We start from the raw sequence: 20,270 nt of genomic DNA, 5'->3' as shown, positions 1-20,270 counted from the left end.
GATTTACGGTCGCCGACGAGCGGCTTATCGTGCGACCCACGTCACAACCTCTGCGTAACAAGAAGGAATTGGCACCATGTACCTCATCGGCGATCAGCCTCCCTATGTCGATCAGCTGCGTCAGGCGCTGCAGGCCATTCCGGCGCGGCTGGTCAGTGGTGTGGCGCCGAGTCGGCAGCCCCTGCAGCTGAGTCCCGCCGCCCTGCTGCAGGACTGGATGCGCAATGACGAGGTCTATCTGATCCAGCGCGGCCCGCTGCGGGTGGTGCTGGATCAGCGGGCACTGTTCCAGCTCGGCGAGGGCGATCTGATCGGCCTGGGGCGCACCCTGGATCTGCCGCCCCTCAACTACGAAGGCGAGGCCGACGTGCGGGTGCTGCCCTATGACCGCGAGACCTTTCTCGCGGCGGCCACCGCCACACCGGTCCAGCGCGATGCCCTGCTGAGGTACATGCTGGGCCAGCAGTCGCTGCTGGCCCAGGCGCTGATCCGGCTCAAGCCGCCGGTCACCCAGCCGGCGACCGGCTTCCGTCGCTATGCCGCCGGCGAGGTCATCATCCGCCAGGGCGACTCCGCCGAGCATGTCTTCGTCATCACCGAAGGCCATGCCGAGGCCTGGGTGGATGGCTGCAAGGTCGGCGAGGTCTGCCAGGACGAGATCGTCGGCGCCCTGGCGGTCTTCACCCATACGCCGCGTACCGCCAGCGTCATCGCCAAGACCGTCTGCACCGTGCTGGTGATTCCCCAGGATCAATTCGTCTCGCTGATGGAGACCACCCCGCGCATCGCCCACAGCCTGATCGAGAACATGGCGCGCCATATCGATACGCTGAACAAGGAAGTCACCCGCCTGCGCAGTGCCCCGGAGCGCCCCACTAGCAGTAATTAAGAAATATTCTCGAATACGCTTGACGATGGAATGAGAATTGTTATTATTCAACTCAGCCGGTCGCGAGATCGGTCGATAACTGGAGGTCCAGCAGTGGTCTTCGGGTTATCTCCTCATCAGGCTAATCACGGTTTTGGACCCGGCTCTGCCGGGTCTTTTTTTGCCTGAAATCCGGCGCTAGCGTCGATCCAGCACGGGCGGCGCACGTTCTGGCAGTCGTTCCTCACCCAGGACATAGGCCGCCTGCAGCTGCGCGACGGCCCGCGCTGCGCTGGCGGTATCGCGAGCATGGACCAGCCCCAGCGGCCGATCCTGATCCACCCGCTCGCCGGGCAATGCCAGATCAGCCAGGCCTACGGCGGGGTCCACCTCATCTTCCGGGCGCTGTCGACCGCCACCCAGTTCGACCACCAGCAGCCCGAGGGCGCGGGTATCGACCTGCTGCACCCAGCCCGGGCGTGCAGGATGGACGGCGCGCACCACCGGAGCCCGAGGCAGATGCTGCCAGGGCCGCTCGGTCAGGTCGGACGGACCGCCCAGGGCCTGGTTCATCGCCGCGAAACGCGCCAGGGCGGCGCCGCTCCGCCAGGCCTCCAGCACCAGGCGCTCGGCCGCGCTGGCATCGCCGGCCAACCCGGCCAGTTGCAGCGCTTCCCCGGCTAGCGCCTGGATCACCTGCCAGAGGCGCGCGCTGCGCACCTCGCCGGCCAGCAGGGCGATGGCCTCTTCCACCTCCAGGGCATTGCCGGCGCTGCGCGCCAGGGGCTGGCCCATGTCGGTGACCAGGGCACGGGTACGGACCCCTGCCGCTTCGGCGACCTCGACGATGCTGTCGGCCAGGCGCAGGGCGGCTTGCTGCTCGGCCATGAAGGCGCCGCCGCCGGTCTTGACGTCCATGACCAGCACGTCCAGGCCGGCGGCCAGTTTCTTGGCCAGGATGGAGGCGGTGATCAGGTCCACCGATTCCACCGTGGCGGTGACGTCGCGGATGGCATAGAGGCGCCGATCGGCCGGGGCCAGATCGGCGTCCGGACCGACGATGGCGCAACCCACCTCGGCCACCACCTGGCGAAAGCGCGCCAGGCCGGGACGGATGCGATAGCCGGGAATGCTCTCCAGCTTGTCGAGGGTGCCGCCGGTATGGCCCAGGCCGCGCCCGGAGATCATCGGCACATGGCAGCCACAGGCGGCGAGCAGCGGCGCCAGCACCAGGCTGGTGAGATCGCCCACGCCGCCGGTGGAATGCTTGTCCACCACCGGCCCCGGCAGGTCCCATTGCAACACCTGGCCGCTGTCGCGCATGGCCAGGGTCAGGGTGGTGCGCTCCGCAGCGGTCATGCCGCGCAGCAGGGTAGCCATGGCGAAGGCGGCGATCTGGCCTTCGCTGAGGCTGTCATCGACGATGCCGCTGACCAGGCGCTGGAGGTCCGCAGCGGACACCTCCAGGCCATCGCGCTTCTGGCGGATCACTTCCTGGGCGAGCCACATGGGCGGACTCCTTAGAAGTCTTCGAAGGCGCCGGGCAGCAGCTCGGCCAGGGTCCAGGTACGGGTACGGCCGGGTTCGCTGCCGCTGCAGACGATGGTCGCGTCGGGCGCCATCAGCTCCAGCAGCACCTGGCGGCAGGCGCCGCAGGGACTGATCAGGGGGACGCCCGGCGCATGGATGGCCATGGCGGTGAAGCTGCGCGGCGGCAGGCCCCGGCTGATGGCGGCAAACAGGGCGCTGCGCTCGGCGCAGTTGGTCAGGCCGTAGGAGATGTTTTCCACGTTGCAGCCATGGATGACCTCGCCTTCGGCGGTCAGCAGGGCGGCGCCCACGGGAAATTCCGAATGCGGACAGTAGGCGCGCTCGGCTGCAGCGACCGCTTCCGGAAGCAGTGCGGCCAGGTGCGCAGGCAGGTTGGTGCTCATGTCAGTCTCCAGATCAGAATTGATAACCCACCCCCACATAGTAGCCCCAGCCGTTGGAGCGACCCTCGAAGGCGCCCTCGCCAAAGTTCAGCTCGGTGCCGTCGCGCCAGTTGCCGCCATTGTGGAAGTGCCGCGCGGCGAACATGAAGCGCAGGTGGGTGAAGGCATAGAGCAGCACATTGGTGGACACGGTGGCATTGGCCGTTCGACCCGGCTCGTCGCCCAGCTTCGAGCCGAAATCGAAGTTGGTGAAGCCGACATAGGTCAGGGAGGCGCCGTTGTCGAACCTGGCCAGCGGCCAGATGTACTTGAGCTGGGCCCGATAGCCGTCCCAGGAATTCTCGTTGGCGGCGCCATAGTTTTCCCATTGGCGACGGCCGTACAGGTTGGCGGACAGCAGTACTGGGGTATGGGTCTCGATGTCGGTACCTAAGCCGGCGTAGAGGGTGTTCTGCCGACTGGCCTGGCTACTGCCGTGGTCGTAGATCCAGTCAAAGGCCAGGTACCACTCCTTGAACGGCCCGAAGGCCAGTGAGCGGCCGGTGAGCGTGATCGAGGGAAATCCGCGGCTCGTGCTCCATGAACAGGGGTGAACCGCGGTCCCAGACGCCGGAGTCATGGCTGTTGCCGATGCCCAGCACCCTGGGCACGTCGATGTAGCCATAGAGTTCGAAGGGCCCCTTGCGGCCGAAGTACTCGTACTCCAGATAGACGTCATCCACGGGCTGCGGGCCGAAGCTGATGTCCTTGCTGCCGATCAGGGTCAGATCCTGGTTGTACCAGGACGACAGATAGGGGGAGCGATTTTCCGTCTGTTGCGCGGCAGGACTGGCGGTCTCGCCCTGGGCGCTGTCGGTAGCGACGGCGGGAGCGGCCAGCAGCTGGGCGCTGCAGCAGAACAGGAGCGGTAGCGCGCCGAGGCGCGCGCGACGGAGGCGGGAAAACGTCATGAGAGGGGGTCCTGAACGAAAGCCTTGAGAAGCCGCGGACAACGCGTGGCGGCGAAGCAGGCGCACGCCACGGTCATCCGCTGTTACGTTTTGGCGCACCCAGGCCAGCTGTGCACCATAAAGTGGACCGGATGGTCCAATCGACATCGACCTAGAGGCCGATGAAGAAGCCGGCCAGGGCCGCGCTCATCAGGTTGGCCAGGGTGCCGCCGAGCATGGCGCGCAGGCCCAGCTGAGCCAGTTCGTGACGCCGCTGGGGGGCGATGCCGCCCAGGCCGCCGAGCTGGATGGCGATGGAAGAGAGATTGGCGAAGCCGCAGAGGGCGAAGGTGACGATGACCTGGGTGTGCGCCGAGAGCGGCTGGACGCCAGCCGCCGCCGACTTGACCGGGTCCAGGTAGGTCGAGAGATCGGCGTAGGCGACGAATTCGTTGAGCACCAGCTTCTGGCCGATGAAGCCACCGGCCTGCACCGCCTCGCTCCAGGGCACGCCGATGAGGAAGGCCACCGGCGCCAGCAGATAGCCCAGTACCAGCTGCATGCTCAGCTGCGGCAGGCCGAACCAGGCGCCGCACCAGCCGAGGATGCCGTTGAGCAGGGCGATCAGGGCGATGAAGGCCAGCAGCATGGCACCGACCGCCAGGGCGATGCGCAGGCCGACCTGGGCGCCTTCCGCAGCTGCGTCTATGACGTTGGCCGGGCGCTCTTCCCCTTCCCCCAGGGTCTTCATGGCCTGGTCGCGCGGCTGCTCGGTCTCCGGCTCCATCAGTTTGGCCATCAGCAGTCCGCCCGGGGCGGCCATGAAGCTGGCGGCAATCAGGTACTTGAGTTCCACGCCCATGCCGGCGTAGCCCAGCAGCACCGAACCGGCCACCGCGGCGAAACCGCCGACCATGATGGCGAACAGCTCCGAACGGGTGAGATCGGCGATGAAGGGCCGCACCACCAGCGGCATTTCCGACTGGCCGAGGAACAGGGTCGCGGTGACCGTGGTGGATTCCACCCGGCTGGTGCCGAGCAACGCGTGTAGCGCTCCGCCCACCAGGCGGATGATCCAGCCCATGATGCCCAGGTAGTAGAGCACCGCGATCAGGCTGCCGAAGAACACGATCAGGGGCAGCACCCGCACGGCGAAAACGAAGCCGCCGTTACCGAAGTACTCGAACATCCTCGGCCCGGCGAGGCCGCCGAAGAGGAATTCGATGCCCTTGTCGGCATAGAGCTGCAGCGAAGAGACGGCCCCGGAGACGCTGCCGAGCACCTGCTGGCCCCAGGGAATGTAGAGGACGAACAGACCGAGTCCCGCCTGCAACAGAAAGGCCGCGAGCACGGTACGCACGCGAATGGCGCGCCGCTGGCGGGAGAAGAGGATGGCGATGGCCACCAGCAACAGCATGCCCAGCACAGAGATCATCAAGAGACTCCTGACAGGATCGCCCGATAGCGGCGATCAATGGGCGATATCCGTAAGCAAGGCGCCTGCCAGATCCTGTCCAGGCGATCAGCTTTTTGTGACTGCCCAGTCAGCGAGGCGTAGCGGTCGGTCCAGTTGCAGACCTGCGGGCGAGAGCCATGCCCCATAAGCCAGCACCTGCACGCCCTGCCGACGGGCTTCGCCCAGGGCCAGGGCATAGGCGGCATCGATTTCCGCCGCCGGGCGCACCGCCTCGATGCCGTCGAGCAGCACGCAATAGAGCAGCACCGCCCGCTCGCCGGCCGCGGCCAGGGCCGCCAGCTCGCGCAGATGGCGGGTCCCGCGGGTGGTCACGGCATCGGGAAAGGCGGCGACCGTGGTGTCGGCAAAGCCCAGGGTGACGCTCTTGACCTCCAGGTACAGCGGCCCCGCGGGATACTCCAGGCGGAAATCGGCGCGACTGTTCTCCAGCCCGTAGGCCACCTCCCGGCGCAGGGCGGTGAAGCCGGCCAGCTCGGGAATGCCGCCTGCCAGCAAGGCCTCCTCCACCAGGCGATTGGCACGGGCGGTATTGATGCAGGCCAGGCGCCCATGATCCGTCTCGACCAGTTCCCAGGTGCCGGGCAGCTTGCGCTTGGGACCGCTGGCGCGGCTGAACCAGACGCGGGCTCCCGCCGGCTGGCAGTGGAGCATGGACCCGGTATTGGGGCAGTGCAGGGTCAACACTTCACCGCTGGCGGTCTCGATATCGGCGAGAAAACGCTTGTAGCGGCGCAGCAGGCGACCCTCCTCCAGGGGCGGATCGAATCTCACCGGGCACTCCAGCGCTGCAGGCCCTGGGCGATGCGGGCGACGGCCTCTTCCAGGCGCGGCAGCGACTGGGTGTAGGCGAAGCGCACATGGGTGTCGGCACGGTGGCGACCGAAGTCCAGGCCGGGGGTGATGGCCACGTGCTCGGTCTCCAGCAGGAACCGGCAGAAGGCATAGGCATCGCCGCCGAAGGCGGAGATGTCGGCATAGAGATAGAAGGCGCCCTGGGGCTCGACGGCGATCCTGAAGCCCAGGTCGCGCAGCGCTGGCAGCAGGTAGTCGCGACGACGGGCGAATTCGGCGCGACGCTCCTCGAAGATGGCCATGGCCTCTGGGGTAAAACAGGCCAGGGCCGCCTGCTGCGCCACGGTGGAGGCGCTGATGTAGAGATTCTGCGCCAGCTTTTCCAGCTCCGGCACGGCGGCGGGCGGCGCCACCAGCCAGCCAAGGCGCCAGCCGGTCATGCCGAAGTACTTGGAGAAGCTGTTGAGCACGAAGGCCGAATCGTCCACCTCCAGCACGCTGGGGGCGTCCAGGCCGTAGGTCAGGCCGTGGTAGATCTCGTCCACCACCAGGTGACCGCCACGCGCCTTGAGGGCGGCCGACAGCCCGGCGAGCTCGTCACGATCGAGCAGGGTGCCGGTCGGATTGGCCGGCGAGGCCACCAGGGCGCCCACGCTGTCCGCCTGCCAGTGCCGCTCCACCAGCTCGGGCGTGAGCTGGTAGCGGGTGTCGGCGCCGACCGGGATCAGCTGGGCCGCGCCCTCCACCAGGCGCAGGAAGTGCCGATTGCAGGGATAGCCGGGATCGGCCAGCAGCCAGTGCCGTCCGGGATCGACCAGCAGGGCGCTGGCCAGCAGCAGGGCGCCCGAGCCGCCGGGGGTGATCAGCACCCGCTCCGGATCCAGGTCGATGCCGTAGCGCTCGCCATAGAAGGCGGCGATGGCGCGGCGCAACTCCGGCAGGCCGCGTGCCGCGGTGTAGCGGGTCTGACCGGCGGCCAGCGCGGCCTGGCCAGCGGCGACCACTGGGGCGGCGGTGGTGAAATCGGGCTCGCCGATCTCCAGGTGGATGACGTCGTGCCCGGCGGCCTGGAGCTGGTTGGCGCGCTCCAGCAGGGCCATCACATGGAAGGGCTCGATGGCCTGGCTGCGTGCGCTGTAGGAATTGGACATGGACGGGGTCCGAACTTGTGGCGAAGGCGGGATTCTAACCAAGGCTTCGCAGACCGGCACCCGCCGCGTCGGCAAGGAGCGGGAGGCCAGTAGTAGCGCCCCCTGGAAGCTTCTGGTAAGTTCGCCGGCTTGCATCCGCAGGGCGACTGGCCAGTCGAGAACATATTCAGCCTGGCGTCGGCATTGCGCGGGACGTCATCGGCAGCCACAGACCCCGGGCGTTCCAACATGGAGAGGCCTGGAAACGCATCCAGCCTGTGGACAGGATCAGCGAAAGTGAGAGGGTCAATCATGCCCAGCGAAGCAAATCAGCAGAACAATCATCTGGCCCGTGGCTACGAACCCTACCAGCCTGCCAAGGGCGAGGAATACATGAGTGAGCGCATGCGCGCCCACTTCACCGGCATTCTGAACAAGTGGAAGCAGGAACTGCGCGAAGAAGTCGATCGCACCGTGCACCACATGAAGGAAGAAGCGGCCAACTTCGCCGACCCGGCCGACCGCGCGACCCAGGAAGAGGAATTCAGCCTGGAACTGCGTGCCCGCGACCGCGAGCGCAAGCTGATCAAGAAGATCGACGAGACGCTGCAGCTGATCGAAGACAACGAATACGGCTGGTGCGACTCCTGCGGCGTGGAAATCGGTATCCGCCGGCTGGAAGCCCGTCCGACCGCCAGTCTGTGCATCGACTGCAAGACCCTGGCCGAGATCCGCGAGAAGCAGACCGGGACCTGAGTCCTGCTGCCTCACCGACGAGGGCGCTACGGCGCCCTTTGTTCTGTTCAGATTTTGGTTTTTCCGGCATTCACAGGATGAGCTATGTCCAGGCGCCCCTATGTCGGCCGTTTCGCCCCCACGCCCAGCGGCTATCTGCACTTCGGCTCGCTGGTCGCCGCCCTAGCCTCCTACCTGGATGCCCGCGCCGCGGGCGGGCAGTGGCTGGTGCGCATGGAAGACCTGGATCCGCCACGCGAGGTCCCGGGCGCCCAGGCGGCCATTCTCACTACCCTGGAAGCCTATGGCTTCGAATGGGACGGCCCGGTGCTGCGCCAGAGCGAACGCCTGGACGCCTATCGCGCGGTCATCGCGCAGTGGCTGGCCAGCGGGCTGGCCTATGCCTGCGACTGCTCGCGCAAGCAACTTGAAGGCAGTGGCGGGCTCTACCCCGGCTACTGCCGCAATCGCGGGCTGCCGGCGACCGACGCCGCCATCCGCATCCGCGTCCCCGAGCTGGACTACCGCTTCGTCGACCGGGTGCAGGGCGAATTCCGCCAGCACCTGGGACGCGAGGTGGGCGACTTCGTCATCCAGCGTCGCGACGGCCTGATCGCCTACCAGCTGGCGGTGGTGATGGACGATGCCCTGCAGGGCATCACCGACGTGGTGCGGGGCGCCGACCTGCTGGACTCCACGCCGCGCCAGCTCTATCTGCAGGAATTGCTCGGCCATCCGGCGCCGCGCTATCTGCACGTGCCGCTGCTGATCCAGCCCGACGGCCACAAGCTGGGCAAAAGTTACCGCTCGCCGCCGCTGCCACCCGAACAGGCCGGCGCCCTGCTGGTACGCGCCCTGCGCGCCCTGGGCCAGCCGACCCAGCCGGCGCTGGCCGAGGAGCCCCCGACCCGGGTGCTGGCCTGGGGCGTCGCCCACTGGGACGCCACGCTGATCCCGCGGGTGCCCCACCTGGCCGAAGCCCAGCTGCCGGACTAGTAGTTGGGCCAGAGTCCGGGCGTCACCAGTTCCAGCAGGTGCCCGTCCGGATCGCGGAAATACAGGCTGACCGCCCCACGTGGCCACTGGGTGCGTTCCTCGATGGCGACCCCGGCGGCTGCCAGGTGCGCGATCCAGGTGTCCAGTTCATCCGCCGCGATCGCCAGGGCCAGGTGCTGACAGCCCTGGGCGCCGTGCGGAGGAATGCAGCCGCCCGGCAACCTGACGGGTTGCTCGGTAGTGCCCCGCTGGAACAGCAACAGCACGCTGGCGCCCACCGCATAGGCGGCCAGACGGTCGTCGGTGAACAGAGGCGCCAGGCCCAGCACCCTCGTCATAGAAGCGCCGGGCCCTGGGCAGATCGGCGGCATAGAGCGCGGTTTCCAGCACGGCAGCGAGGCGGGGCCTGGTCATCGAGGATCTCCAGCGGGCAAGGATGCCGTCACGGTAGAAGCCTCCCTCTCCGGGGTACAGCGCTTTTGCTTTACCATGGCGCCATCGCCGTTCGGGAACCGCGCATGTACATCTACCGGCTGGTCCTGCTCCTCGTGGTAGGCATCTATCTGTTCTCCCCCGCCATCATGGATTGGTGGATCGCTCCCAGCGGCGCCTGGTATCGGCCCTACCTGCTGTGGCTCATCCTCATCGTGGTGACCTTTATCCTGCAGAGCCAGCGCGATGCCGACGAGCTTTAGTCTGTCCCAACTGGTCCTGATCAGCGCCGGTTACCTGCTGATCTTCTTTGGCGTCGCCTGGATGACCGAGAAGGGCTGGGTGCCGCGCCGGCTGGTGCGCCATCCGCTGATCTACACCCTGTCGCTGGGCGTCTATGCCAGCGCCTGGGCCTTCTATGGCACCGTGGGCCTGGCCTACGACTACGGCTACGGCTTTCTCGCCTATTACCTGGGGCTGTGCGGCGCCTTTCTGCTGGCGCCGGTATTGCTCTATCCCATCCTGCGCCTGACCCGTGCCTACCAGCTGGCGTCCCTGGCCGATCTCTTCGCCTTCCGTTTCCGCAGTACCTGGGCCGGCGCCCTGACCAGTCTGGGCATGCTGATCGCCGTGCTGCCACTGCTGGCGCTGCAGATCCAGGCGGTGGCCACCAGTACCGGCATCCTGGTGCAGGCCCGCGCCCAGGACGCCCCGGCGCTGGGCTTCTGCCTGCTGATCACCCTGTTCGCCATGCTCTTCGGCGCGCGCCAGATCAACTCCAAGGAGCGCCACGAGGGCCTGGTGGTGGCCATCGCCTTCGAATCCCTGGTCAAGCTGCTGGCCCTGGGCATCGTTGGCAGCGTCACCCTCTATACCGTGTTCGGCGGCCCCAACGGCCTGGAGACCTGGCTGCAGCAGAACCAGAGCGCCCTTTCCACCCTGCACACCCCGCTGCAGGAAGGCCCCTGGCGGATCCTGCTGCTGGTGTTCTTTGCCGCGGCCATCGTCACCCCGCACATGTACCACATGGCCTTTACCGAGAATCTCAGTCCCCAGGCGCTGGTCAGCGCCAGCTGGGGCCTGCCGCTGTTCCTGCTGCTGATCAGCCTGGCGGTGCCGCCGATTCTCTGGGGCGGCCTGGCGCTGGGTTCGCCGACGCCGCCGGAGTACTTCACCCTGGGCGTGGGCCTGGCACTGGACAATCCGCTGCTGGCGCTGGTGGCCTTCGTCGGCGGCCTGTCGGCAGCCAGCGGCCTGATCATCGTGGTGACCATGGCGCTGTCGGGCATGCTGCTCAACCACATCGTGCTGCCGCTCTACCAGCCACCCACCGACGGCAACATCTATCGCTGGCTGCGCATGACCCGGCGCCTGCTGATCGCCGCCATCATCCTCGGCAGCTACGGCTTCTACCGCCTGTTGCAGGGCCATGGCGATCTCTCCAGCCTGGGCATCGTCTCTTTTGTCGCCACCGTGCAATTCCTGCCTGGCGCGCTGTCGGTGCTCTACTGGCAGACGGCCAATCGCAAGGGCTTCATCGCCGGCCTGCTGTGCGGCCTGGGCCTGTGGTTCCTGAGCATGCTCATGCCGCTGGTGGCCGACATCAATCCGCTGCACATCGGCGTCTTCAGCTATCGTATCAGCGCCAGCAACTGGCACCTCGCCGCCGTGGCCTCGCTGACCGTCAACGTGCTGGTGTTCGCCCTGGTCTCGCTGTTCACCGAAGCCAGCGAAGAAGAGAAGAGCGCTGCCGAGGCCTGCGCGGTGGACAACGTCCGTCGTCCGCAACGCCGCGAACTGGCGGCCAGCTCGCCCCAGGACTTCGCGGCCCAGCTGGCCAAGCCGCTGGGCGCCAAGACCGCGCAAAAGGAAGTCGAGCGCGCCCTGGCCGACCTGCTGCTGCCCTATGACGAACGCCGCCCCTATGCCCTGCGCCGGTTGCGCGATCGCATCGAGGCCAACCTCTCGGGCCTGATGGGCCCGCGGGTCGCCCAGGACATCGTCGAGACCTTTCTGCCGTTCAAGGCGGAAAGCGAGGCCTATGCCACCGAAGACATCCACTTCATCGAGAATCGCCTGGAAGACTACCAGTCGCGCCTGACGGGTCTCGCCGCCGAGCTGGACGCCCTGCGCCGCTATCACCGCCAGACCCTGCAGGAGTTGCCCATGGGCGTCTGCTCCCTGGCCCGCGACCGCGAGATCCTCATGTGGAACCGCGCCATGGAAGAACTCACCGGCATCGACGGCGCCCGGGTGGTGGGCTCGCGCCTGAGCGCCCTGCCCGATCCCTGGCAGGACCTGTTCGAGCGCTTTCTCGCCGAACCGGCGCAGCAGCACCTCTACAAGCAGCGCCTGCCCCAGGAGCACGAGCAGCGCTGGCTCAACCTGCACAAGGCGACCATCGACGAACCCCTGGCGGTGGGCAGCAACGGCACGGTGCTGGTGGTGGAAGACATCAGCGAGACCCAGCTGCTGGAAGACCGCCTGATCCACTCCGAGCGCCTGGCCTCCATCGGCCGGCTGGCCGCGGGCGTCGCCCACGAGATCGGCAACCCGGTCACCGGCATCGCCTGCCTGGCGCAGAATCTGCGCGAGGAGCGCGAAGCGGACGAAGAGATCGACGAGATCAGCAGCCAGATCATCGAGCAGACCCGCCGCATCACCCGCATCGTCCAGTCGCTGATGAGTTTCGCCCACGCCGGCGGCCGCCAGCAGGCCCATGAACCGGTGTGCGTGGCCGAGGCGGCCCAGGAGGCCATCGCCTTGCTCTCGCTCAATCGGCAGAGCGTGGACGTCGACTTCTTCAATCTCTGCGACCCGGAACACCTGGTGCAGGGCGATCCCCAGCGCCTGGTGCAGGTGATGATCAACCTGCTGTCCAACGCCCGCGACGCCTCGCCCGCCGGCGCGCCGATCCGGGTGCGCAGCGAGGCCCACGGCCAGACCGTGACCCTGAGCGTCGAAGACGAAGGCAGCGGTATTCCCAAGGCCATCGTCAGTCGGCTGTTCGAACCCTTCTTCACCACCAAGGATCCGGGCAAGGGGACAGGGCTTGGCTTGGCGCTGGTCTATTCCATCGTAGAAGAGCATTATGGTCAGATAATGATCGATAGTCCTACCGACCCCGTGACCGGCCAGGGCACCCGCATTCGGGTACTGCTGCCGCGCTATCTCGGGTTGCCGGAGGCGCCGTGACGGACCCATCCGCCTGCTGGATGGATCTGCTAAAGCATTCGGAAGTCCAGACGACCGCGACAACACACGCTGCCTGGCGTGGGTCGTCTTGCCTTCCCGTAAGAGAGCGCACTTGATGGCCCATATCCTGATTGTCGAAGACGAGAAGATCATCCGTTCGGCGCTGCGCCGCCTGCTCGAGCGCAACCAGTTCCGTGTCAGCGAAGCCGGCTCCGTCCAGGAAGCCCAGGATCTCTACGACGTTTCCAGCTTCGATCTCGTCATCAGCGATCTGCGCCTGCCCGGCGCCCCGGGTACCGAGATGATCGATCTCGCCAAGGGCAAGCCGGTGCTGATCATGACCAGCTACGCCAGCCTTCGCTCGGCGGTCGATTCCATGAAGCAGGGTGCGGTGGACTACATCGCCAAGCCCTTCGATCACGACGAGATGCTGCAGGCCGTGGCGCGCATCCTGGTGGAACGCGAGCAGCGCCCGCCGATGGTCGCCGAGGAAAGCGTCTCGCCGGCGCCGGCCACCGGCGAGATCGGCATCATCGGCAACTGCGCGCCGATGCAGGACCTCTTCGGCAAGATCCGCAAGGTCGCGCCCACCGATTCCACCGTGCTGATCCAGGGTGAATCGGGTACCGGCAAGGAACTGGTGGCGCGGGCACTGCACAATCTGTCGCGGCGGGCCAAGGCGCCGCTGATCTCGGTCAACTGTGCGGCCATTCCCGAGACCCTAATCGAATCCGAACTCTTCGGCCACGAGAAGGGCGCCTTCACCGGCGCCAGCGCCAGCCGTACCGGCCTGGTGGAAGCGGCCGACGGCGGCACCCTGTTTCTCGACGAGATCGGCGAATTGCCGCTGGAAGCCCAGGCGCGCCTCTTGCGCGTGCTGCAGGAAGGCGAGATTCGCCGGGTCGGCTCGGTGCAGTCGCAAAAGGTCGATGTGCGCCTGATCGCCGCAACCCATCGGGATCTCAAGGGTCTGGCGAAGATCGGCCAGTTTCGCGAAGACCTCTTCTATCGCCTCAACGTCATTTCCCTGCGTCTGCCGGCCCTGCGCGAACGCGGCGGCGACGTCATGGAGATCGCCCGGGTGTTCCTCGCTCGCCAGTCGGCGCGCATGAGTCGTCCAGGCCTGAAGCTCGGCGCCGAGGCCGAGGCCGCCATCCGCCACTACAGCTGGCCGGGCAACGTGCGCGAGCTGGAGAACGCCATCGAGCGCTCGGTGATCCTCAGCGAAGGCCAGGAGATCAATGCCGATCAGTTGGGCATCGACGTCGAGCTCGGCGAACTGGAGCTGGCCGACAGCTACCTGGATCCGCTGCCCAGTTCGGGACTGGGTAACGGCAATGGCGCCCACGAACCCACCGAGGACCTGTCGCTGGAAGACTACTTCCAGCACTTCGTGCTCGAGCACCAGGACCACATGACCGAGACCGAGCTGGCGCGCAAGCTGGGCGTCAGCCGCAAGTGCCTGTGGGAACGTCGCCAGCGCCTGGGCATTCCGCGGCGCAAGGCCAGCGCCAGCAGCGACGCCTCCTGATTCATACCGGGACGTGACAGCCTTGCACGTCCCGCGGTAACACCTCCCTGCTCTCTCCCCCATCCTTTGCAATGTGTTACCGCCGTAACAGCCGGCGGGTTCAGCGGTAACGAAAATTTGCCTGTAGCCCCTGAGCAAAAAGGCTACATTTTTCGCAAGCCGTTGAAAATAAAGGATTTTATAAAACTGGCACGGCATCTGCTTTATGTTCTCGCACAAGAACAATAAGAACGTACCCAAGCCATAACAAAAACAAGACGTAGCGACTCCAGCACAACAAGAACAAGCAGGCGGAGGCGTAGCTAACTGATCATTTTGGAGAAGAGTCGTTTAGCGGGATGGTCCGCGCGATGTCAGGCCAGAGAACAACAAAACTGCCCCGAGGCAGCACCCGTACCAGGCAGAGCAGGAATGATCCTGACGGCATCAGCTTCCAAAGTAATCCGTTTGCTCTTGGCTCTAGACTTCAGAGCCTTTCCGGCGGCAGGTATCCGCACGGAACAGACCACACAAGAAAAACAAAAGGTCTGGATAAACAATAAAAACAAAGCACGTACCACTTTGGGGGGGAGCTTCGGCTCCCCCAGTGCCTTTGACAGCCTCCCCTCCCTCGTTCAAGATCCCCTCCTTATCTATTGCGCAACGGTTCCCGCTGTGGGCCAGATTGCGTGTAGCCGTCTCTCCGAACAGAAACTCGCATGCTGAAGAAGCTGATCCAGACTCTGCGCTCGCCCCTGCGGCGTACTCCGCCCGCGCCTGCCTTGCCCATCGAACTGCCCCGCAGTCAGCATGCTCTGGAACGAGAGCGTATCAGCCGCTACGCCCTGAGCGTCGTCGAGCGGCTGGAGAAGGCGGGTTATCAGGCCTACCTGGTAGGCGGTTGCGTCCGGGACCTGCTGCTGGGCTTCGAGCCCAAGGACTTCGATGTCGCCACCAGTGCCACGCCTGAACAGGTGCGGGCCGAATTCCGCAATGCACGGGTCATCGGCCGGCGCTTCAAGCTGGTCCACGTGCATTTCGGCCGCGAGATCATCGAGGTCGCGACCTTCCGCGCCAACCATCCCACCGGCGATGCCGAGGACGAGGCCCAGGGCTCGCGTCATGAAAGCGGCCGGATCCTGCGCGACAACATCTATGGCAACCAGGAACAGGATGCCCAGCGGCGCGACTTCACCATCAACGCGCTCTACTACGACGCCAGCGGCGAACGCATCCTCGACTATGCCAACGGCACCCAGGATATCCGCCTGCGGCAGATTCGCCTGATCGGCGATCCGGAGCAGCGCTACCAGGAAGACCCGGTGCGGATGCTGCGGGCCGTGCGCTTCGCCGCCAAGCTGGACTTCCAGATCGAGGCCGCCACCGCCGAGCCCATCAGTCGCCTGGCGCCGCTGCTGCGGGACATTCCCGCACCGCGCCTGTTCGACGAGGTCATCAAGCTGCTGCTCGGTGGCAAGGCCGAACGTACCTTCGAGCTGCTCTGCCAGTACGGTCTGTTCGCCCCGCTGTTCCCGGCCAGTGGCGAAGCCCTGGAACGCGACCCGGAATACGCCGGCAGCCTGATTCGCCAGGCCCTGGCCAATACCGATACCCGCATCCGCGAAGGCAAGCCGGTCACGCCGGCCTTCCTGTTCGCCGCCCTGCTCTGGCCGGCGCTGCCCGAGCGTGTCCGGCATCACCAGGACCTCGGTCTGGCACCGATTCCGGCCATGCAGGAAGCCGCCCACGACCTCACCCTGCAGCAGTGCCAACGCACCGCCGTCCCCAAGCGCTTCACCCTGCCGATGCGCGAGATCTGGGACATGCAGGAACGCCTGCCGCGCCGTCAGGGCAAGCGCGCCGATCAACTGCTGGAAAATCCGCGCTTCCGCGCCGGCTACGACTTTCTGCTGCTGCGCGAGAGCGCAGGCGAGGAGACCGGTGGCCTGGGCGACTGGTGGACGCGCTACCAGGAGGTCGGCGACAGCCAGCGGCGCGAGATGATCAAGAATCTCAGCCGAGACGAAGGCGCACCGGCCAAGCGCCGTCGCCGGGGCGGCAGCAATCGCAAGCGGCGCACCTCGGATGCGCCCACCGCCGGCGACGAATGATGGAAAGGATCTATCTCGGCCTGGGCAGCAACCTGGCCGAGCCGCGGCAGCAACTGGACGCGGCCCTGGAGGCCCTGGCCAGCCTGCCGAAGAGTCAGCTGGTGGCGGTCTCCGCCTTCTATGCCAGCGACCCCCTGGGTCCGCCCGACCAGCCGCGCTACGTCAATGCCGTCGCCGCGCTGGACACCGCCCTCGCCCCCCTGGCGCTGCTCGACGCCACCCAGGCCATCGAGCAGCAGCAAGCAAGGCCGCGTGCGCAAGGACGAGCGCTGGGGGCCGCGCACCCTGGACATCGACATCCTGCTGTTCGGCGAACGGCTGATCGACGAGCCACGCCTGCAGGTGCCGCACTATCACCTCCACGCCCGCGCCTTCGTGCTCTATCCGCTGGCCGAGCTGGCTCCCTCCCTGCACCTGCCCGACGGCCGCCGCTTGCCAGACCTGCTGTCCGCCTGCCCTTTCGAAGGCCTGGAACGGCTGCTACCGTCGTCACCCAGCCGGTAACACAGCCGTAACACCGAGCATTGACTTGTGCCGGACGCGCCGGGACTATAGCAGCCGTTTGCGCGCGGCCACCCCGCGCCCGCGGCGCCCAGACAACAACCATAGCGCCGTCCCACGAGGACCCCTTGCATGCCCGATATCAGCCTCACGACCCTTCAGGGGCTCAAGCAGCGCAGCGAAAAGATCGCCATGCTGACCGCCTACGATGCCACCTTCGCCCAGGCCGCCAGTCAGGCCGGGGTGGAGATGCTGCTGATCGGCGATTCCCTCGGCATGGTGCTGCAGGGTCACGACAGCACCCTGCCGGTGACCCTCGACGACATGGTCTACCACACCGCCTGCGTCAAGCGCGGCCACGCAGGCGCCTTCATCGTCGCCGACCTGTCGTTCATGACCTATGCCACCCTGGAGCAGACCCTGACCAGCGCCGGTCGCCTGATGCAGGCGGGCGCGCAGATGGTCAAGCTCGAGGGCGATGCCTGGCTGGCCGAGCCGATTCGCCGCCTGGCCGCCAATGGCGTGCCGGTCTGCGCCCACCTGGGCCTGACGCCCCAGTCGGTCAATGTCTTCGGCGGTTTCAAGGTGCAGGGCCGCGATCCGCTCCGGGCGCAGCAGCTGCGCGAGGCCGCGCGGGAGCTGGAAGAAGCCGGCGCGGCCATGCTGCTGCTGGAATGCGTGCCCTCGGCGCTGGCCGAGGAAATCACCCGGGCCGCCCGGGTGCCGGTGATCGGTATCGGCGCCGGCGCCGCCACCGATGGCCAGGTGCTGGTGCTGCACGACATGCTCGGCCTGGCCCTGCGCGGGCGCACGCCGAAATTTGTCCGCAACTTCATGGCCGGTCAGGACAGCATCCAGGCTGCCCTGGCGGCCTACGTCGCCGCCGTCAAGGACGGCAGCTTTCCCGCTCCCGAACACGGATTCTCCGCATGAAAACGGTCCATAGCGTCCGCGAACTGCGCGCCGCCGTTGCCGCCGCGCGCCGCCAGGGCCTGCGCATCGGCCTGGTGCCCACCATGGGCAATCTGCACGCCGGCCATATCGCGCTGGTGGAGACCGCCCGGCGCCACGCCGACTTCGTGGTGGCGAGCATCTTCGTCAATCCGCTACAGTTCGGTCCCGGCGAGGATCTGGACACCTATCCCCGCACCCTGGCGGAAGACAGCCGCCAGCTGAACGAAGCCCATTGCGATCTGCTGTTCGCACCGGCGGTAGCGGAGATGTATCCCAGCGGCATGGACGGCCTGACCCGGGTGAACGTCCCCCAGGTCTCGGATGGCCTCTGCGGCGCACGCCGGCCCGGGCATTTCGAGGGCGTGGCGACGGTGGTCACCAAGCTGTTCCAGATGGCGCAACCGGACGTGGCGGTCTTTGGCGAAAAGGACTATCAGCAGCTGGCGGTGATCCGCAAGCTGGTCCAGGACCTGGACATGCCCATCGAGATCGTCGCCCAGCCCACGGTGCGGGCCACCGACGGCCTGGCGCTGTCGTCCCGCAATGGCTATCTCGACGACGGCCAGCGCGCCAGTGCGCCCTGCCTGTACAGCCTGCTCAGGCGGCTCGCCGATCAGCTCGCCGCCGGCGCCGCGGTCGAGCCGACCCTGGCCGCCGGTGTCGCCGAACTGCAAGCTCAGGGGCTTAAGGTGGACTACCTGGAACTGCGTGAGCAGCTGAGTCTGCAACCGGCCGGGCCGGACACCTCCGCATTGGTCCTGCTGGTAGCGGCCTATCTCGGCCAGACGCGGCTGATCGACAACCTGAGCTTTCGCCGCAGGGCCCGAGTGTGACGCAACCGAAGGTTAGCTCACCCGACCCTGACTGAACCCTGGAAGCCCGGAACATACCGGGCTTTTTCATGCTCGAAGCGCGGCGCCACGACCGGCGTCTCGCGGTCACCGACTTTCTCTTGCAAGCCAGCGGCTTGTGGGGCACAACAGCAAACAAGAGCCACCAAGGAAAAGCCTAGCCATGGAGTACTATCAACACCCCCTCGACGTGACCCAGCTCGCCTCCTGGAAAGCCCTGCAGGAACACCGCAAGGCCATGCAGAACTTCCGCATGCGCGATGCCTTCGCTGCCGATCCGCAGCGCTTCTCGCAGTTCTCCCTGAGCAGCAGCGGTCTGTTTCTCGACTACTCCAAGAACCTCATCACCGAGCAGACCCGCGACCTGCTGGTGAATCTGGCCCGTGAAGCGGGTCTGGAAGGGGCCATCCACACCCTGTTCGACGGCGCCTACGTCAACTCCTCCGAACACCGCCCTGCCCTGCACACCGCCCTGCGCCGCCCGGTGGGCGACAGCGTCCAGATCGACGGCCAGGACATCATGCCCGAGGTGCACCGGGTCCTGAACCAGATGACCCAGCTGGTCACCCGCATCCACAACGGCCTCTGGCGCGGCTACACCGAGAAGCCGATCACCGACGTGGTCAACATCGGCATCGGTGGCTCCTTCCTCGGTCCGCAACTGGTCTCCGAGGCGCTGGTGCCCTTTACCCAGCGCGGCGTGCGTTGCCACTACCTGGCCAACATCGATGGCAGCGAATTCCGCGAGGTGACCTCCAAGCTCGCCGCCGACACCACCCTGTTCATCGTCTCCTCCAAGTCCTTCGGCACCCTGGAGACCCTGAAGAACGCCCAGGCCGCGCGCGCCTGGTGCCTGGCCCAGGGCTGCCCGGAGCCGGAGCTGCACAAGCACTTCATCGCCGTCTCCAGCAACGTCAAGGTGGCGGTGGAATTCGGCATCGCCGAAGAGAACATCTTCCCGATGTGGGATTGGGTCGGCGGCCGCTATTCGCTGTGGTCGGCGATCGGCCTGCCCATCGCCCTGGCCATCGGCATGTCCAACTTCAAGGACCTGCTGGCCGGCGCCTATGCCATGGACCAGCACTTCACCAGCGCGCCGTTCGAAGAGAACATGCCGGTGCTGCTGGGCCTGCTGGGGGTCTGGTACGGCAACTTCTGGGGCGCGACCAGTCACGCCATCCTGCCCTACGACCACCACCTGCGTAACTTCGTGAAGCACCTGCAGCAGCTGGACATGGAGTCAAACGGCAAGAGCGTGCGCCAGGACGGCTCGCCGGTGAGCGTGGAGACCGGCCCGGTGATCTGGGGCGGCGTCGGCTGCAACGGTCAGCACGCCTACCACCAGCTCTTGCACCAGGGCACCCAGCTGATCCCCGGCGACTTCATCGTGCCGGTGGTGAGTCACAACCCGGTAGCCGATCACCAGCAGTGGCTCTATGCCAACTGCCTGTCGCAGAGCCAGGCGCTGATGCTGGGCAAGACCCGCGAAGAAGCCGAGGTCGAGCTGCGCGAGAAGGGTCTGGGCGAAGCCGAGATCGCCAAGCTGGCGCCGCACAAGGTGATCCCGGGCAACCGCCCGAGCAACACCCTGGTGCTGGAGCGCATCTCGCCGCGGCGCCTGGGTGCGCTGGTCGCCCTGTACGAGCACAAGGTGTTCGTGCAGAGCGTCATCTGGGGCATCAACTGCTTCGACCAGTGGGGCGTCGAGCTGGGCAAGGAGCTGGGCAAGGACGTCTACCAGCACATCATCGGCCGCAGCGAAGGCAAGGCCGACGATGGTTCGACCCAGGGCCTGATCGACTACTTCCGCGGTCGTCACCGCGGCTGATCGTCGCTGGTCCGCTCCGAAAGGCGC

16 protein-coding genes and 2 pseudogenes are annotated in these 20,270 nt (G+C 66.6%); 11 read left to right on the top strand and 7 right to left on the bottom strand.

What is annotated here, in order from left to right:
• Positions 1-76: 76 nt before the first annotated feature.
• The gene (locus QE393_RS22010) at positions 77-889 is read left to right on the top strand and encodes a cyclic nucleotide-binding domain-containing protein (RefSeq protein WP_273805801.1); all 813 of its coding nucleotides are present in this window, start codon (positions 77-79) and stop codon (positions 887-889) included.
• 177 nt (positions 890-1,066) lie between these two features.
• On the opposite strand, the gene deoA is transcribed toward QE393_RS22010, so the two are convergent.
• From deoA to QE393_RS21980, 6 genes and pseudogenes are all read right to left on the bottom strand, one after another.
• The gene (gene deoA / locus QE393_RS22005; RefSeq protein WP_310045599.1) at positions 1,067-2,377 is read right to left on the bottom strand and encodes a thymidine phosphorylase; all 1,311 of its coding nucleotides are present in this window, start codon (positions 2,375-2,377) and stop codon (positions 1,067-1,069) included.
• An 11-nt stretch (positions 2,378-2,388) separates the two neighbouring features.
• Positions 2,389-2,802 carry a cytidine deaminase gene (locus QE393_RS22000; RefSeq protein WP_273805799.1) on the bottom strand — a complete coding sequence of 138 codons (414 nt, stop codon included), beginning with the start codon at positions 2,800-2,802 and terminating at the stop codon, positions 2,389-2,391.
• 13 nt (positions 2,803-2,815) lie between these two features.
• A pseudogene (locus QE393_RS21995) lies at positions 2,816-3,752 on the bottom strand (nucleoside-specific channel-forming protein Tsx).
• A 151-nt stretch (positions 3,753-3,903) separates the two neighbouring features.
• Positions 3,904-5,166 (bottom strand): NupC/NupG family nucleoside CNT transporter, encoded by a 1,263-nt coding sequence (locus QE393_RS21990; protein ID WP_273805797.1) that lies wholly within the window; start codon positions 5,164-5,166, stop codon positions 3,904-3,906.
• 87 nt (positions 5,167-5,253) lie between these two features.
• Positions 5,254-5,979 carry a DNA/RNA nuclease SfsA gene (sfsA, locus tag QE393_RS21985; RefSeq protein ID WP_310045598.1) on the bottom strand — a complete coding sequence of 242 codons (726 nt, stop codon included), beginning with the start codon at positions 5,977-5,979 and terminating at the stop codon, positions 5,254-5,256.
• Positions 5,976-7,151, bottom strand: a complete 1,176-nt coding sequence (locus tag QE393_RS21980) for a pyridoxal phosphate-dependent aminotransferase (RefSeq protein ID WP_273805795.1) — start codon at positions 7,149-7,151, stop codon at positions 5,976-5,978. The genes sfsA and QE393_RS21980 overlap by 4 nt, the downstream gene beginning before the upstream one ends.
• A 291-nt stretch (positions 7,152-7,442) precedes the next feature.
• Here QE393_RS21980 and dksA point away from each other — a divergent pair, with 291 nt between their 5' ends.
• Together dksA and gluQRS are read left to right on the top strand one after the other, a co-directional pair.
• Positions 7,443-7,886 (top strand): RNA polymerase-binding protein DksA, encoded by a 444-nt coding sequence (gene dksA, locus QE393_RS21975; RefSeq protein WP_007159704.1) that lies wholly within the window; start codon positions 7,443-7,445, stop codon positions 7,884-7,886.
• 84 nt (positions 7,887-7,970) lie between these two features.
• Positions 7,971-8,861, top strand: coding sequence for a tRNA glutamyl-Q(34) synthetase GluQRS (gene gluQRS, locus QE393_RS21970; protein WP_273805794.1), 891 nt, complete (start codon positions 7,971-7,973; stop codon positions 8,859-8,861).
• Here gluQRS and QE393_RS21965 read toward each other — a convergent pair.
• Positions 8,858-9,199 (bottom strand): VOC family protein, encoded by a 342-nt coding sequence (locus tag QE393_RS21965; protein ID WP_273805793.1) that lies wholly within the window; start codon positions 9,197-9,199, stop codon positions 8,858-8,860. The two genes, gluQRS and QE393_RS21965, sit on opposite strands and share 4 nt — an antisense overlap.
• A 180-nt stretch (positions 9,200-9,379) precedes the next feature.
• Here QE393_RS21965 and QE393_RS21960 point away from each other — a divergent pair, with 180 nt between their 5' ends.
• The 8 genes and pseudogenes from QE393_RS21960 to pgi all read left to right on the top strand — a co-directional run bounded on the left by QE393_RS21960 (position 9,380) and on the right by pgi (position 20,243).
• Positions 9,380-9,556: a hypothetical protein gene (locus QE393_RS21960; protein WP_007159707.1), complete on the top strand. Its 177-nt coding sequence runs from the start codon at positions 9,380-9,382 to the stop codon at positions 9,554-9,556.
• Positions 9,540-12,488, top strand: a complete 2,949-nt coding sequence (locus tag QE393_RS21955; protein ID WP_273805792.1) for a sensor histidine kinase — start codon at positions 9,540-9,542, stop codon at positions 12,486-12,488. The genes QE393_RS21960 and QE393_RS21955 overlap by 17 nt, the downstream gene beginning before the upstream one ends.
• A gap of 115 nt (positions 12,489-12,603) precedes the next feature.
• The gene (locus QE393_RS21950; RefSeq protein ID WP_310045597.1) at positions 12,604-14,019 is read left to right on the top strand and encodes a sigma-54 dependent transcriptional regulator; all 1,416 of its coding nucleotides are present in this window, start codon (positions 12,604-12,606) and stop codon (positions 14,017-14,019) included.
• 698 nt (positions 14,020-14,717) lie between these two features.
• Positions 14,718-16,109, top strand: a complete 1,392-nt coding sequence (locus QE393_RS21945) for a polynucleotide adenylyltransferase PcnB (RefSeq protein ID WP_310045596.1) — start codon at positions 14,718-14,720, stop codon at positions 16,107-16,109.
• Positions 16,109-16,613, top strand: a pseudogene (gene folK / locus QE393_RS21940) (2-amino-4-hydroxy-6-hydroxymethyldihydropteridine diphosphokinase). Before QE393_RS21945 ends, folK begins: the two are co-directional and overlap by 1 nt.
• A 129-nt stretch (positions 16,614-16,742) precedes the next feature.
• A complete protein-coding gene (gene panB, locus QE393_RS21935; protein ID WP_310045595.1) occupies positions 16,743-17,543 on the top strand; it encodes a 3-methyl-2-oxobutanoate hydroxymethyltransferase in 801 nt (266 codons plus the stop codon).
• Complete coding sequence (gene panC, locus QE393_RS21930) at positions 17,540-18,397, top strand: pantoate--beta-alanine ligase (protein WP_310045594.1); 858 nt, start codon at positions 17,540-17,542, stop codon at positions 18,395-18,397. The genes panB and panC overlap by 4 nt, the downstream gene beginning before the upstream one ends.
• A gap of 181 nt (positions 18,398-18,578) precedes the next feature.
• Positions 18,579-20,243 (top strand): glucose-6-phosphate isomerase, encoded by a 1,665-nt coding sequence (gene pgi, locus QE393_RS21925; protein WP_310045593.1) that lies wholly within the window; start codon positions 18,579-18,581, stop codon positions 20,241-20,243.
• Positions 20,244-20,270 lie beyond the last annotated feature (27 nt).

The organism is Pseudomonas sp. SORGH_AS_0211, from assembly GCF_031453455.1.
In the GTDB taxonomy this organism is placed as follows: Bacteria; Pseudomonadota; Gammaproteobacteria; order Pseudomonadales; family Pseudomonadaceae; genus Chryseomonas; species Chryseomonas aestiva.
Note: the sequence above shows the minus strand (reverse complement) of the source record. Positions and strands in the feature narration are given on the sequence as shown.

What these genes read in the sequence shown, in the direction of transcription:
- QE393_RS22010 (WP_273805801.1), top strand. Translation starts at nt 77, where the DNA reads ATGTACCTCATCGGCGATCAGCCTCCCTATGTCGATCAGCTGCGTCAG.
- deoA (WP_310045599.1), bottom strand. Translation starts at nt 2,377, where the DNA reads ATGTGGCTCGCCCAGGAAGTGATCCGCCAGAAGCGCGATGGCCTGGAG.
- QE393_RS22000 (WP_273805799.1), bottom strand. Translation starts at nt 2,802, where the DNA reads ATGAGCACCAACCTGCCTGCGCACCTGGCCGCACTGCTTCCGGAAGCG.
- QE393_RS21990 (WP_273805797.1), bottom strand. Translation starts at nt 5,166, where the DNA reads ATGATCTCTGTGCTGGGCATGCTGTTGCTGGTGGCCATCGCCATCCTC.
- QE393_RS21980 (WP_273805795.1), bottom strand. Translation starts at nt 7,151, where the DNA reads ATGTCCAATTCCTACAGCGCACGCAGCCAGGCCATCGAGCCCTTCCAT.
- dksA (WP_007159704.1), top strand. Translation starts at nt 7,443, where the DNA reads ATGCCCAGCGAAGCAAATCAGCAGAACAATCATCTGGCCCGTGGCTAC.
- gluQRS (WP_273805794.1), top strand. Translation starts at nt 7,971, where the DNA reads ATGTCCAGGCGCCCCTATGTCGGCCGTTTCGCCCCCACGCCCAGCGGC.
- QE393_RS21965 (WP_273805793.1), bottom strand. Translation starts at nt 9,199, where the DNA reads ATGACGAGGGTGCTGGGCCTGGCGCCTCTGTTCACCGACGACCGTCTG.
- QE393_RS21960 (WP_007159707.1), top strand. Translation starts at nt 9,380, where the DNA reads ATGTACATCTACCGGCTGGTCCTGCTCCTCGTGGTAGGCATCTATCTG.
- QE393_RS21955 (WP_273805792.1), top strand. Translation starts at nt 9,540, where the DNA reads ATGCCGACGAGCTTTAGTCTGTCCCAACTGGTCCTGATCAGCGCCGGT.
- QE393_RS21950 (WP_310045597.1), top strand. Translation starts at nt 12,604, where the DNA reads ATGGCCCATATCCTGATTGTCGAAGACGAGAAGATCATCCGTTCGGCG.
- QE393_RS21945 (WP_310045596.1), top strand. Translation starts at nt 14,718, where the DNA reads ATGCTGAAGAAGCTGATCCAGACTCTGCGCTCGCCCCTGCGGCGTACT.
- panB (WP_310045595.1), top strand. Translation starts at nt 16,743, where the DNA reads ATGCCCGATATCAGCCTCACGACCCTTCAGGGGCTCAAGCAGCGCAGC.
- panC (WP_310045594.1), top strand. Translation starts at nt 17,540, where the DNA reads ATGAAAACGGTCCATAGCGTCCGCGAACTGCGCGCCGCCGTTGCCGCC.
- pgi (WP_310045593.1), top strand. Translation starts at nt 18,579, where the DNA reads ATGGAGTACTATCAACACCCCCTCGACGTGACCCAGCTCGCCTCCTGG.